General features: G+C 69.9%; 11 protein-coding genes. 6 read left to right on the top strand and 5 right to left on the bottom strand.

Features of this window, described 5'->3' with window-relative positions:
• Nucleotides 1–69: 69 nt before the first annotated feature.
• The 4 genes from QJS31_RS32445 to bla all read right to left on the bottom strand — a co-directional run bounded on the left by QJS31_RS32445 (nucleotide 70) and on the right by bla (nucleotide 6,252).
• Nucleotides 70–1,617: a GMC family oxidoreductase gene (locus tag QJS31_RS32445; protein ID WP_282784054.1), complete on the bottom strand. Its 1,548-nt coding sequence runs from the start codon at nucleotides 1,615–1,617 to the stop codon at nucleotides 70–72.
• On the bottom strand, nucleotides 1,614–3,128 hold the full coding sequence (locus tag QJS31_RS32440; RefSeq protein WP_282784055.1) for an aldehyde dehydrogenase family protein: 1,515 nt from the start codon (nucleotides 3,126–3,128) through the stop codon (nucleotides 1,614–1,616). The genes QJS31_RS32445 and QJS31_RS32440 overlap by 4 nt, the downstream gene beginning before the upstream one ends.
• The gene (betT, locus tag QJS31_RS32435) at nucleotides 3,125–5,299 is read right to left on the bottom strand and encodes a choline BCCT transporter BetT (RefSeq protein WP_306358520.1); all 2,175 of its coding nucleotides are present in this window, start codon (nucleotides 5,297–5,299) and stop codon (nucleotides 3,125–3,127) included. The genes QJS31_RS32440 and betT overlap by 4 nt, the downstream gene beginning before the upstream one ends.
• Before the next feature lie 95 nt (nucleotides 5,300–5,394).
• Entirely contained in the window at nucleotides 5,395–6,252 is an 858-nt protein-coding gene (gene bla, locus QJS31_RS32430; protein ID WP_372341748.1) for a class A beta-lactamase, read from the bottom strand.
• A 257-nt stretch (nucleotides 6,253–6,509) separates the two neighbouring features.
• Here bla and QJS31_RS32425 point away from each other — a divergent pair, with 257 nt between their 5' ends.
• Together QJS31_RS32425 and QJS31_RS32420 are read left to right on the top strand one after the other, a co-directional pair.
• On the top strand, nucleotides 6,510–7,382 hold the full coding sequence (locus tag QJS31_RS32425; RefSeq protein ID WP_306358518.1) for a LysR family transcriptional regulator: 873 nt from the start codon (nucleotides 6,510–6,512) through the stop codon (nucleotides 7,380–7,382).
• The gene (locus tag QJS31_RS32420; RefSeq protein WP_306358517.1) at nucleotides 7,382–8,311 is read left to right on the top strand and encodes a serine hydrolase; all 930 of its coding nucleotides are present in this window, start codon (nucleotides 7,382–7,384) and stop codon (nucleotides 8,309–8,311) included. The genes QJS31_RS32425 and QJS31_RS32420 overlap by 1 nt, the downstream gene beginning before the upstream one ends.
• A gap of 118 nt (nucleotides 8,312–8,429) precedes the next feature.
• On the opposite strand, the gene QJS31_RS32415 is transcribed toward QJS31_RS32420, so the two are convergent.
• Nucleotides 8,430–9,344: a helix-turn-helix transcriptional regulator gene (locus tag QJS31_RS32415; protein WP_306358516.1), complete on the bottom strand. Its 915-nt coding sequence runs from the start codon at nucleotides 9,342–9,344 to the stop codon at nucleotides 8,430–8,432.
• 140 nt (nucleotides 9,345–9,484) lie between these two features.
• Here QJS31_RS32415 and QJS31_RS32410 point away from each other — a divergent pair, with 140 nt between their 5' ends.
• The 4 genes from QJS31_RS32410 to QJS31_RS32395 all read left to right on the top strand — a co-directional run bounded on the left by QJS31_RS32410 (nucleotide 9,485) and on the right by QJS31_RS32395 (nucleotide 13,389).
• Nucleotides 9,485–10,261: an NAD(P)H-dependent oxidoreductase gene (locus QJS31_RS32410; protein ID WP_306358515.1), complete on the top strand. Its 777-nt coding sequence runs from the start codon at nucleotides 9,485–9,487 to the stop codon at nucleotides 10,259–10,261.
• 92 nt (nucleotides 10,262–10,353) lie between these two features.
• A complete protein-coding gene (locus tag QJS31_RS32405; protein ID WP_282783706.1) occupies nucleotides 10,354–11,040 on the top strand; it encodes a VWA domain-containing protein in 687 nt (228 codons plus the stop codon).
• Entirely contained in the window at nucleotides 11,033–11,944 is a 912-nt protein-coding gene (locus QJS31_RS32400) for a protein phosphatase 2C domain-containing protein (RefSeq protein WP_306358514.1), read from the top strand. The genes QJS31_RS32405 and QJS31_RS32400 overlap by 8 nt, the downstream gene beginning before the upstream one ends.
• Nucleotides 11,920–13,389, top strand: coding sequence for a hypothetical protein (locus tag QJS31_RS32395; RefSeq protein WP_282783711.1), 1,470 nt, complete (start codon nucleotides 11,920–11,922; stop codon nucleotides 13,387–13,389). Before QJS31_RS32400 ends, QJS31_RS32395 begins: the two co-directional genes overlap by 25 nt.
• Nucleotides 13,390–13,406 lie beyond the last annotated feature (17 nt).

Here is a 13,406-nt window from a genome sequence, read left to right as displayed (position 1 = left end):
CGGACGACGGCGCACACTGTGCGTGTGGCCCGGAACCGACCGGTTCCGGGCCACACCTCCGAGTGAGATTTACCGCCCGGCGACGAGTTCGGCGCAGCGCTCGCCGACGAGCATGACGGTGATGTTCGGATTCACCGTGGTGTGCGCGGGGAAGACCGAGGCGTCGGCGACGCGCAGGCCCTCCACGCCCTTGACGCGCAGTTCCGGATCCAGCGGGCTCATGGCGTCGTCGACCGCGCCCATCCGAACCGTGCCCACCGGGTGGTAGACCGTGTTGTGGGTGCGGCGGATATAGTCGGCCAGCTCCGCGTCCGACTCCGTCTCCGGACCGGGGTACAGTTCGCGCGCCACCCACTCGGACAGCGGAGCGGTGGAGGCGATCTCGCGCGCCTTGCGGATTCCCGCGATCATGACGCGCATATCGTGGCCCTCGGCGTCGGTGAAGTAGCGGGGGTCGACGCGCGGCTTGTCGCGGAAGTCGCGCGAGCGCAGCCGGACGGTGCCGCGGGAGCGGGCGTGGGTGACATTCGGGGTGAGGCAGAAGGTGTTCTCGGCCGTCGGATAGCCCTGCCGCAGCGTGTGCATGTCGAACGGCACACTGCCGTAATGCATCATGAGGTCGGGACGGTCGAGTCCGTCGACGGTGGTGGTGAAGATCCCGGCCTCCCACCACTGGGTGGACCGGTCGACCATCGGCCGCGTCGTCTCGAAGCCGATGACACCCTCCGGATGGTCCTGCAGATGTGCGCCCACGCCGGGCGAGTCCACCAGCACGTCGATGCCGTTCTCGCGCAGGTGATCCGCCGGTCCGATACCCGACAGCATGAGCAGCTTCGGGGTGTCGATGGCCCCCGCCGACAGGATCACCTCGCGGGTGGCGGTGATGCGGGTGGTGCGGCCGAAGGCATTGTCGGTGATGTCGACGCCCACGGCCCGGCCGCCCTCGATGACGACCTGCTTGACCCAGGCCCCGGTCCGGACGGTCAGATTCGGCCGATCCAGGTGCGGATGCAGATAGCTCACCGAGGAGGACGCCCGCACCCCGTCGGGGCGGCGGTTGATCTGGAAGAAGTTGGCCCCGTTGACCACCGTGCGACCGGAATTGAACTCGGCGCGCGGTATGCCGACGGCCTCGCAGGCGTCGAGCAGCGCCACGCCGCACGGATCGTTCGGCGGCACCGTCATGATGTTGACCGGGCCGCTGCGCCCGTGATGGTCGCCCGGCGCGTCATTGGTCTCGATCCGCGGGTACAGCCGGTACACCGAATCCGAACCCCACCCGGTGCAGCCGTGCTCACGCTCCCAGGCGTCCAGATCCTCGCGCGGAGCCCAGAACGCGATACAGCTGTTGTGCGAGGAGCAGCCGCCCAGCACCTTGGCGCGGGCGTGCCGCATGAACGAATTGCCGTTCTCTTGCGGTTCGATGGGATAGTCCCAGTCGTATCCGGATTCCAGCAGTTCCATCCAGCGATCCAGCCGCAGGATGGCGTCGTCGCCCACATCCGACGGCCCGGCCTCGAGCAGGCACACCGTCACCGCCGGATCCTCCGACAGTCGGGAGGCGACGGCCGCGCCCGCCGAGCCGCCGCCGACGATCACATAGTCGTACTCGGTCACTTCCGCTCCCCTCGGTCGGCGAACCAGCCGGTGACGCCCGGCCGGAGGTTCTCGTAGACGTGTTTGGCCTCGCGGTACTCGTGCAGGCCGGACGGTCCCAGTTCGCGGCCGACGCCGGAGTGGCCGAAGCCACCCCATTCGGCCTGCGGCAGGTAGGGGCCGAAATCGTTGACCCACACGGTTCCGTGCCGCAGCCGCGCCGCGATCCGGCGGGCCCGCGCGGTATCGGACGACCACACCGCCCCGGCCAGCCCGTATTCGGTGTCGTTGGCGATGGCGACCGCCTCGTCCTCGGTGGTGAAGGTCTCCACGGTGACGGTCGGTCCGAATGCCTCATCGTGCACGCAGGCCATCTCGCGGGTGGCCCGGTCGATGACGGTCGGCCGATAGAACCAGCCGTCGTCGAGACTGCCCGAGCCCTGGTCGCCGGTGGCGAACGCGCCGCCGGTGCGGATGACGGCCCCCTCGGCGCGGGCCTGTTCGACGTAGGCGTGCACCTTGTCGCGGTGCGCGGCCGAGATCAGCGGCCCGGTCTCGGTGCCCTCGGCGAACGGGAGGCCGAGCCGGATCTGCTCGGCCCGCCGGACCAGCTCGTCGACGAACCGGTCGTGCGCCGACTCCTCGATGACCAGCCGCGCCCCCGCCGAGCACACCTGACCGGAGTGCAGGAAGGCGGCGTTGAGGGCATTGTCGACGGCCGCGGCCAGGCGCTCGCGGGTGTCGCAGGCATCGGCGAAGATCACGTTCGGGTTCTTGCCGCCCAGCTCGAGCGCCACCTTCTTGACCGTCGCCGCGGCCTCGCGGGCGATGATCCGGCCGGTGGCCAACCCGCCGGTGAAGGAGACCATGTCGACGTCCGGATGTGCCGAGAGCGGCGCTCCGGCCGTCGTGCCCGCACCGAGGACCAGATTGGCCACGCCCGCGGGCAGGTGCAGCTCGTCCAGCACCCGCATGAGCAGGATGGCGGTGTGCGGCGTCAGCTCGGACGGCTTCAGGACGAAGGTATTGCCCGCGGCCAGCGCCGGGGCGATCTTCCACGCCGCCTGGAGCAGCGGGTAGTTCCAGGGCGTGATGAGCCCGCACACACCGACCGGTTCGTACACGATGCGGGAGTCCACATCAGGGGAACCCGCGTCCACCACCCGGCCCGCGTCCTCGGCCGCGAGCTTGCCGAAGTAGCGGAAGCAGTTCGCGATATCGGACATGTCGATATCCGACTCGTAGGGCCGCTTGCCGGTGTCGAGGGTTTCGGCGCGCACGAAGTCCGCGCGCTGGGCGTCGATGGCGGCGGCCACCGCCAGCAGCAGATCGCCGCGCTCGGCGGCCGAGGTGTCGCGCCAGGGCCCGCGGTCGAAGGCGCGCCGGGCCGCCGCGATGGCCGCCTCGGTATCGGCGGCATCCGCCTCGGAGACCACGCCGACCACGGAATTGTCGGCGGGGCAACGGATCTGGCGGGTCTTGCCGGACTTCGCGGCGCACCAGGAACCGTTGATGTACAGGGTGTGACTCATGCGGTGGGTGTCCCTTCAGGATCGCTGACGGTGACGTCGGCGTCGCTCGGTGTCGGCTCGTGGGTGTCGGTCGCCGAGCGGCGCAGATGCAGATAGCCGAGATGGCGTTCGTACTGGTCGAGAATGTCGCCGATGACCTGCTCGCGGGTGTAGCCGTTGAGCGAGTAGCCCTGCGATCCCTCCGCGAGGTACACCTCGCAGCGGAAGTAGCGGTCGTCGGAGCGCTGCGAGAGCACCGCGTAGCTGGGTGTCGGCGCGGACACCGGCCACACGCAGTACTCGAATCCGGGTTCGCTGGCCTGGTCGACCACCAGTCGCGGCGACGAGATCCCCTCGTGCCGGCCGGATTCGTCGACCGTGGCGGTGACGCCCGCGCGATCGAATTCGGCCGCCACCTCCCGCATGGCTGGAACGATGGTGTTGGCGACGAACTTCCGGGTGGCCCCCGGCCCCGGGTACTGGATGGTGGCCAGCAGGCGGCGACGCCAGCTGCCGTGCTCGGACGGTCCGCGTCCGGCCGCGATGGCCTTCGGCAGGGTCGTTCGGTAGCTGTCCAGCTTGAGCGATTCGTTGCGCACCGAGCGCAGCAGCGCCACGCCGATGAGGGCGAGCACGAACGAGAACGGCAAGCCCATGATGATGGTGGCGTTCTGCAGGGTGGTGATGGAACCACCCGCCCCGGCGAACAGCATCGACAGCGTGAGCAGGCCGATGGCCAGCGACCAGAAGATACGGGTGCTGCGGGCGCAGTCCGCCATCGGATCGGGCAGTTTCGAGGTGAAGTTGCCCATCACCAGCGAACCGGAATCGGCGCTGGTCACGTAGAACAGCAGCCCGGTGATGGTCGCGATGCCGAGCAGCAGCGGCGCGCCCGGGTACTGCTCGAGCAGCGAGTAGAACCCGGCCTCGGCCCGGCTCGCCGTGGTCAGCGCGAAGTCCTCGTCGTCGCGGGCGAGTTCCAGCGCGCTGTTGCCGAAGATCGAGATCCACAGCAGGATGAAGCTGAACGGTACGACCAGGACGCCGAAGATGAACTGGCGCAGGGTGCGTCCGCGCGAGATGCGCGCCAGGAACAGTCCGACGAACGGCGCCCACGCCACCCACCACGCCCAGAAGAACAGCGTCCAGGCGTCGATCCAGGCGGTCGGCTCGTTCGCCGTTTCCGGGTTGCGGTCCCAGGCGAAGGTGTCGAGGGTGCGGTCGAGGAACGTCGACAGGTAGTCGCCGACATTCTGGGTGAGCCCGTTGAGCAGGAAGTCCGTGCGGCCCGCCACCAGGATGTAGACCAGCAGCACGATGGACAGGATGACGTTGAACTCCGACAGCCGCCGGATGCCCTTGTCCACGCCCGAGGTCGCCGAAATGGTCGCGATGATGACCGACAGGGCGATGAGGCCGATCTGCGCCGCCTTACCCTGCGCGACGCCGAACATCTCGTGCAGGCCGTAGTTGAGCTGCACAATGCCGATGCCCAGCGAGGTCGCGATACCGAAGATGGTGCCCAGCACCGCCGCCACGTCGATGGCGTCGCCCCAGCGGCCCTCCACCCGCTTGCCGAAGATCGGGTACAGCGCCGCCCGGATGGTGAGCGGCAGATTGTGCCGGAAGGCGAAGTAGGCCAGCGCACCGCCCATGAGCGCGTACATGGCCCAGCCGGTGATGCCGTAGTGGAAGATGGTCCAGGTGGCGGCCTCGCGGGCCGCCTCGTTGGTCCCGGCGGTCCCGGTCGGCGGGTGCAGATAGTTGTAGACCGGTTCGGCGACCGAGAAGAACATCAGGTCGATGCCGATGCCCGCCGCGAAAAGCATTGCCGTCCACGTGAACAGGCTGTACTCGGGGCGGGACTCCTCCGGTCCCAGCCGGTAGCGGCCGTACTTGCTGGCGCCGATGAAGACGACCAGGCCGACGATGACGGTGGCGAGGATGATGTACCACCAGCCGAACCAGGTGGATATGAACGTCTTGACCTCACCGACCACGGTCTCGGCGCTCGAGGGTGAGGCGAGCGCCCAGATCGCGAACGCGAGAACAATGCCCGCCGCGGTGAAGAACACCGGCCGGTTGACCGACCCGCGGCCCGCCTCGGGATGAGGCGGGCCCTCGGCTTCGGTTGTTCCTCCGCGATCAGCGGACTCGGTTCCCGATGGGGTGGCTCCGGTCTGCTCAGTCATTTACCGAACGATAACTGGTCGGACGCCGACTGAATCAGACCGCCCGGTGTCCGGCGTGTGGCGCGCCGACACTAGGATGTTCGAACTCCCCCGCGTCAGCGCAGTCCTGCCACCGCCGCCCGGGTCGCGTCGACCACCAGCGCATTGTCGGGCTCGGCATCCGGTTCTGATTTGGCCGTCAGTACCGCGATCACGATCGGGGCGAGCCCCGGCGGCCAGGCGATGGCGACATCCAGCGCGCCGCCGTAGGCCGGGCTGCCGGTCTTGTCGCCGACGGTCCAGTCGGCGGGTACCCCGGCGCGGATGCGCTGGTCACCGGTGGTGTTGGCGATCAGCCACGACTTCAGTTGCGCGCGTTCGGGTTCGCCGAGCACATCGCCCAGCACCAGCGCGCGGTAGTCGGCGGCCAGCGCGGCCGGGGTGGTGGTGTCGCGCTCGTCGCCGGGTACGGCGGAGTTGAGCTCGGTCTCCCACCGATCCAGCCGGGTCACCTCGTCACCGATCGAGCGCAGGAACGCGGTGAAACCGGCTGGGCCGCCCAGCAATTCGAGCACCTTATTACCGGCGGTGTTGTCGGAGAGGGTGATCGTCGCCTCGCACAGCTCGGCCACCGTCATACCGGTGTCCACGCGCTGCTCGGTCATCGGCGAGTACTCGACGAGCTCTTCGCGCGAGAAGTGGATCACCTGATCGAAGAACCCCGTGGACAGGGGATGGTCGCGCAGCAGCGCCCCGCAGGCCAGCCCCTTGAAGGTGGAGGCCATCGGGAACCGCTCCCCCTCCCGGTAGGCCACGGTCCGGCCGGACCCGGTATCGACCGCGTACACGCCGAGGCGGGCGGCCCGCTCGGACTCCATCGCGGCGAAGGAATCGGTACCGGCGATCGTGGCCGATGCGCTCGTGGACGCGGCGGCCTCGGAGCCGGTATCGGAGCCGCAGGCCGCGCCTACCATCGAGAGCGCGGCGACGGCTGCGACGGCGACGAATCGGCGGAGGGGGAAGGGGTGGTGTGGAATGCGGCGGTGTGTCGTCGAGAAGGTCACCGCCGGACTACATCACCGCCGCGGTGCCCCCGGCCAATATCCGCCCCCCGCGCGGGCGAGTCGGGTTCGATATCGCCGCAGGTCACCGGGGCGGGAAAGTCGCGTTCGAACGCCTCGGGAGCCCGTCTCCGCGCGGATTGCCGCGGCGTCGCTGGTTCAATGACGGCATGGATCTGATCCGCCACCTCCGCTTCTTCGTCTCGGTCGCGGACGAGGGGCATTTCGGCCGGGCGGCGGCCGCGCTGGAGATGACGCAGCCGCCGCTGTCGCAGGGCCTGCGGCGGCTGGAACAGCATCTGGGTGTCGATCTCCTGCATCGCACCCGGCAGGGAGCCGTGCTCACCGCCGCCGGACTCCAGCTGCTCCCCCGCGCCCGGCTGCTCGTCGACGATGCCGACCGGCTGTTGGCCGAGTCGCAGCGCATCGCGCAGGCGCACGGTGCGGTGCACTGGGGTGCGACCTCCGCACTGCCCGATGCGTTGATCACCGCGGGCGTGCGGGCGTTGCGCACCGCGGTCGTGGCGGACGCGGCCGTGTCCACGACGGTCGCTCCGACCGTCGACCTCGTCGGGGCCGTGCGGGCGGGGCTGTGCGACGTCGCCGTCATCGAGCATCCCGCACTCGTGGACGGGGTGGAGGCGCGGCCGGTGGTGAAGCTTCCGCGCTGGCTGGTGGTGCCGTCGGAGCATCGCAGCGCCGGTGCCGAGCGGCCCACCTTCCCGATGCTGGCGGGATTGAACTTCGCCTGTCCGCCGCGCTCGGGCAATCCGCCCGCCTTCGACACCATGTTGGACCTGTTGCGCGAACGCGGCCTGGACGCGCCCACCGTGCCCGCACCGGACGATCGCGCCGTCTTCGCCGCGGTCGCCGCCGGGACCAGCTTCGGACTCACCACCACCGCCCCGGCGGCCACGCCGGGAGTGGCGTGGCTGCGGCTGGCCCCGCAGGCGGTGGCGCTGCGGATCCGGGTCATCCACCGGCCGGAGGCCACCGCCCTCGCCGACGCCGTGGACCGGGTGCTGTACCGGGAGCGGCTCTGATGACGAAGCCCCCACGGAGCCAAACGATCACCGGTGATGTCGAGGCGCGCATCCGGGCCGTCTTCGCCGATGCGGGCTGTAGCGGCTGGTTGCACGCCCGCCGCTGCGACGATTCCGGCACCGAGATCTCACTCGGCGGCCACGAACGGGTGGTCGTCGCCTCGGTGTACAAGCTCCCGCTGTTCGTCGCCTTCTGTCGCCGAATCGACGCGGGCCGCATCGACCCCACCGCCCGGATCACGGTGACGCCGTCGGACTGCACGCCCGGCCCCACCGGTATCGCCGCCCTGCGCGACCCGGTGACCGTGAGCCTGCGCGATCTGGCCGCCTCCATGATGACGGTCTCCGACAACGCCGCCGCCGACGTGCTGCTCGGTGAGATCGGGCTGGCCGCGGTCGAAGACCTGATCGACGAGTTCGGACTGACGCAAACCCGCATTGTCGGCGGCACCGCCGACCTGCACCGCAGCCTGGTCCGCGATACCGACACCCACAGCACCGCGGAGGCGTTCGCGGTGCTCGCGCAGAACGACGAAGCCTGGTCGGTGTCGGCCTACGACCCGTCCTACACCAGCGCGACCACCCCGGAGGAGATGACGCGGTTCCTACACGCCCTCTGGCGCGGCGACATCCTCTCCCGCGAGCGGACCGAGTACGCCCGCGCCGTCATGCGCGCCCAGGTCTGGCAGCACCGCATCGCCGCCGGGTTCCCGCACAGCAGCGTGTCGGTAGCGGGCAAGACGGGCACCATCGGCGTCATCCGCAATGAGGTAGCCGTGGTGGAGTTTCCGGGTGAATACCCGGTCGCCGTCGCGGTTTTCACCCGGGCGGCGCGCGCCGACCCGGTGCTGCCCGCTGTCGACGCCGCGATCGCGGAGGCGGCCCGCATCGCCGTCACCGAACTGCGCAGACCCCTTCCGGAGGTCTGAGGCCAGCGCCGACCGGCCGGTGCGCGCGAACTCGCGATAGGGAGTTCGGTTGCGGCATGTACCCACCCCTGTCCGTGGTCGGGCCGGAGTGGGTGCGCGACAGCGCGGTGAACCGCACCTATCGGGTGCTCGGCGTCGATGTGCCCGGGTCGACGACGCCGCGGCGTCCGGTGTCCGTGGCGCTAGCGGATTGCTTTGTGGCGGCGTGTGGTTCGTCCCGCTCGGTCGCGCCGAGACTGGCCAGGATGCTGAGCTTGTCGTGGGCCCCGCTGCCCGGCGCGGCGGAGAGGACGATGAGTTCCACGCCGGTGTCGTCGGGGAGGGCGAAGTTCTCCTGGTGCAGGTCGAGACGACCGACGAGGGGGTGGGTATAGGGCTTGTGTCCGTGGGTGCGGCCGCGGACGTCGGCGCGGGCCCAGAGGCGGCGGAACCGGTCGCTGCCCATGGCGAGCTCGCCGATGAGGGAGGCCAGTCCCGGGTCGTCGGGGTACTTTCCGGCGGCCAGGCGCAGATGACCGACGGTATCGAGGGTGCACTTCTCCCAGGCGGCGTAGAGGGCGAGACCGTCGGCATCGAGGAAGATGTGCCGGGCGATATTGAACTCGCGCAGCGGACGGCCGAAAAGTAGTTCGGCCAAACGGTTGCCGGCCAGCACATCCAACCGGTGGTCGAGCAGGAAGGCCGGGGTGTCGCCGACCAGATCCAGCATGCGCAGCAGTTCCGGACGGGGGCGCGCGGTGGCCGGTGTGGGGCGTGCCGGTCGGCGGGGTTTGCGGGCGAGTCGGTGCAGGTGTTCGCGCTCCACTTCCTCCAAGCCGAGTACACCTGCCAGCGCGTCGAGCACCTGCGCCGAGGGCTGCCGGGCGCGGCCCTGCTCCAAGCGCACGTAGTAGTCGACGCTGACACCGGACAGATGCGCGACCTCCTCCCGGCGCAGCCCCGCCACCCGGCGGCGCGCGTCGGTGGCGATGCCGACCGCGGCGGGGTCGACGCGGGAGCGGCGGGTGCGCAGGAAGTCGGCGAGATCGTCCATTGCTCCAGTATCACCACACCCACCGCGATCGAGGGTGGCCCTGCCGATACCAGGAAGTCTCGTCCGACGGAAGAAGCGCCCCTGAACGGCGCGCTCGTCCGCCGCCAGGATCGGAGACGACCGATCACGAAGGAGCGGAAATGAACACACTCATCGTCCACGCCCACCCGGAGCCGCGGTCGCTGAACGGCACGCTGGCCGACGTCGCGGTGTCCACACTGACCGAGGCGGGCCACGACGTACGGGTGAGCGACCTCTACGCCATGAACTGGAAGCCGCTGGTGGACGCCGCCGACTTCGGCCCGGCCGCCAGCGAGCCGCTGCGTGTCGTCGCCGACTCCGGCCGCGCCCACGACACCGGCAACCTCACCCCCGACGTCACCGCGGAACAGGACAAACTGCGCTGGGCCGATACGATGATCCTGCAATTCCCACTCTGGTGGTACTCCATGCCCGCCATCCTCAAGGGCTGGGTGGACCGGGTGTTCAGCTACGGATTCGGTTACGGCGTCGGCGAGCACAACGAGACCAGATGGGGTGATCGGTACGGTGAGGGCACCCTCGCGGGCAAGCGCGCCATGCTGTCGGTCACCATCGGCGGTCGCGAAACCCACTATTCCGACCGTGGCGTCAACGGCCCCATCGACGATCTGCTCTTCCCCATCCAGCACGGCATCCTCTACTACGCCGGTATGCGGGTCGTCCCGCCCTTCGTCCTCTACGGCGCGGACCGCTGCACCGAGGAGGACTTCGCGGTGGCCGCCAAGCAGTATCGCCAGCGCCTGCTCACCCTCGCCGACACCACCCCGATCCCCTACCGTCCGCAGAACGGCGGCGATTACGAACTGCCCTCGCTGCGACTGCGCGCGGGCCGGGAAGTGCCGGGGCGCAGCGGATTCGGGCTCCATCTGGGGTAGCCGGGCGATCGCCGTCCGCCGGAAATGCCGGGATAACCGGCCGGGGCTGTGGCAGACTCGCCGGTACATGTTGTGCAGGAGGGGGTTTCACCGTGGACCAGCCGTCGCGGTTCTCGAATATCGAACGTCCACCGGTCTTTCCGGTCTGTCTGGTGGTGGACGTGTCCGCGTCCATGCGCGGCGCGCCCATCGACGCGGTCAACCAGGCCCTGCCCGAGCTGCGGCAGGCCATTCTGGAGGATCCGGCGACCGGTGAGATCGCTCGGATCGCGCTGGTGACCTTTTCCTCCTCCGCGCGCATCGAACTGCCGCTGGCCAACCTCTGGGAAACCGAACTGCCCCGGCTCGATACCCGGGATTCGACCGATTTCGCCGAAGGGCTGCGGACCGCCCGGACCGCGATCGAACAGGGGATTCGCGGATTGGGTCGCGGCACCCGGTTCTATCGCCCGGTGGTGTTCTTCCTCAGCGACGGTCAGCACAATGGTCGCGACTGGCTGCCGGCCTGGCGCGAACTCACCGATCGCGCAGACAAGTTCGGGGCGGAGGTGGTCGCGTTCGGGATGGGCGCGGCCGATCGGGAGGCCATCGGCCGGGTGTCGACCGGGCACGCGTATTTCGCCGACGATCCCGATCCGGTCGCGGCGGTGCGCGAGATTCTGCACAGTGTGATCGGCAGTATCCGCTCCACCTCCAGTTCGTTCGGCAGCCCCTCCGGCGGAGCGCTCATCATCCCGCCGTCCCCGAATCTCACCCGGCTGCCGGAGAACATTGTCTGAACAGCCGATCGGGCGGGTGTGCCCGGACCGCACCCTCTACGCCGAACTGGATTCGCACGGACCACGCATCGGTGACCTCGGACCGCTGCCCGCACCCCGCCTCGCCGCCACCGCGACCGCGCTGGCGGGGGTGCGGGCCGATGCGGGCATGCTCGCCGGGCGCTGGGTGGCCGCCGTGAGCCTGGCCGGGCAATCACATACCGCCCGGGGCGGTTCCGCACAGGATTCCTACGGCTTCACCGTCGCCCGGGACGGCAGCGCCCTGGTACTGGCCGTGTGCGACGGTCTCGGGCAGCAGGCGGACACCGCGCAGATCGGCGCGGAACTCCTGGCCCGGCTGTGCGTGTCGGAGGCTGCCGCGCTCTCCGGTGCGGAGGTGGTCGAGCGCGGTCACGCGGCGCTGACGGAGGCCATCGGGCAGGCGGTCGCCACGCTCGAACGGTTGCGGGACACGACTCTCGGCCTGACCGCGCGCGAGCTGGCCAGCACCATGGTGCTGTGCTGGCTCCCGCTGCATCCGGGCGGCGGCCGGGACATGCTGCTGCTGCGGGTGGGCGACTGCGAGGCGTTCACATGGTCCGAATCGGAGGGCTATCAGGTCGTCTACCCGGATGCCGATGACGGGCCGCTGAATATCGTTCGGCACACGCTGCCCTGCGACGATCCGCGTCCGCTGCTCGAACCGGCGCGCTGGCCGCTGCCGGGCACCGGGCTGCTGATCCTGGCCACCGACGGGCTCGCCGGGGACCTCTTCGACTCCCCGGATGTCCGAGACTGGTTGGCACACCGCTGGTCCCGACCCTGCGGTCCGGCGTGGATGGTGGACTCGCTGCGGTACCGGCGGCAGGGTTCGCACGACGATCGCACCGCGGTGGTGGTGTGGCTGGAACCGCTGTCGGCATGAGCGACCCGGACAGCTCCGTCGCGGGCCGGTACGGACGCTACCGGGTCGATGCGGAACCGCTCAATTCCTCCGGCGGGCAGTCGATTCTGTACACCTGCCGCGACGAGGCGAGCCACATCAGGGTCTTCAAGCGGTACCGCACGCCGCTCACCGATCGGCGGGATATCGACACGCTGGGTGAGATCGCCGCGCGGGGAGCCCGGATCACGGCCGACGCCGAAAGCGCCGAGACCGTCGCCGCCACCGCCGAATCCTCGGTGAACTGGCCCATCGACATCATCGCCGAATCCGATGCCGTCACCGGGGTGATCCTGCCGCTCATTCCGCCGCGGTTTCTGGGCGAGCACGGCAAACCGCTCACCCTGGATTTCCTGTACGTGGCCGCCGCCCGTCCACCCCGCGCGGCGGTGCGGGTCGGCGTCCTGCTGCGCGCCTGCGACATCCTCGCCTGTCTGGATGAGCTGGGCCTGGTCCACGGCGATATCTCGATGAAGAATCTGGTGTGGGACAGGCGCTCTCCGCATGCCTACCTCATCGACTGCGACGGTGTGCATCCGGCGACGGAGGTCCGGGAGCGCGGCGTCGGCACCGCGGGTTGGCGCGATCCGCGATGGGTGGCCGGACGCATCCCCGCGCACGACCGCTACAGCGATCGTTTCGCCCTCGCCGTCATGGTCTATCGCGCGCTGCTGCTCAATCCCGGTGCGCCGGAACTCGTCGACGGCGACTGGGCCCCGCCCTCCGGTATACCCGACGACCTCCCCGTGCGGCTGCGATCACTGTTCGACCGCGCGTTCCGCGACCCCTTCGCGACCACGGGTCGCCCGACGGCGGTCGAATGGCGCGACGCGCTGAAGGCGGTCTTCCTGACCGGCGACGGGAGCGCCTTCCGCTATCCGGCACTGCGGGCGGTGGACCGATACGCCGATCGGTTCCGTCCCCCACCGATCCGTGCGAAACCCACTGTCCGACAACGCCCGGCCCCGGCGGCAGCGTCGACTTCCGCGACGACGCCATCCCACGACCCGTGGCTCACGGCGAAGCTGGCGATCGCCGTCACGATGATCCTGACCGTCTTCGCACTCGCCGATGCCGCCATCTCCGAGCCGTCCCGCCCGACCAACCGGCCCCGCGCGACCGAGACCACCTCCGGGTGGACTCCCTTCCCCGGTGCGCACGTGGAGCAGACGGACCGTGGCGAGACGCGCATCCGCACCGACAACACCCCGTGCGACCCGGCGGCGGACAATCCCAGGGAACTGCTGTCCGGCTTCTGGCTGGTCTGCCAGTCGGACGGAACCGCACCCCCGGCATGGCGACCGTCGGTGCTCCTCCTGCGCGCCACCCCCGGCACCCTGTGCGACTCCGAAGCATCACCGATGGCCAGGGGCCCGGACACCCAGATCCTGCTCTGCCGCGACGGCACCTGGCAGCCACCGCGGTAGAGCAGGGGCGCGGTCAT

The organism is Nocardia sp. CC213A, from assembly GCF_030766805.1.
Taxonomy (GTDB): Bacteria; Actinomycetota; Actinomycetes; order Mycobacteriales; family Mycobacteriaceae; genus Nocardia; species Nocardia otitidiscaviarum.
This window is presented reverse-complemented; position numbering and strand designations above follow the sequence as displayed.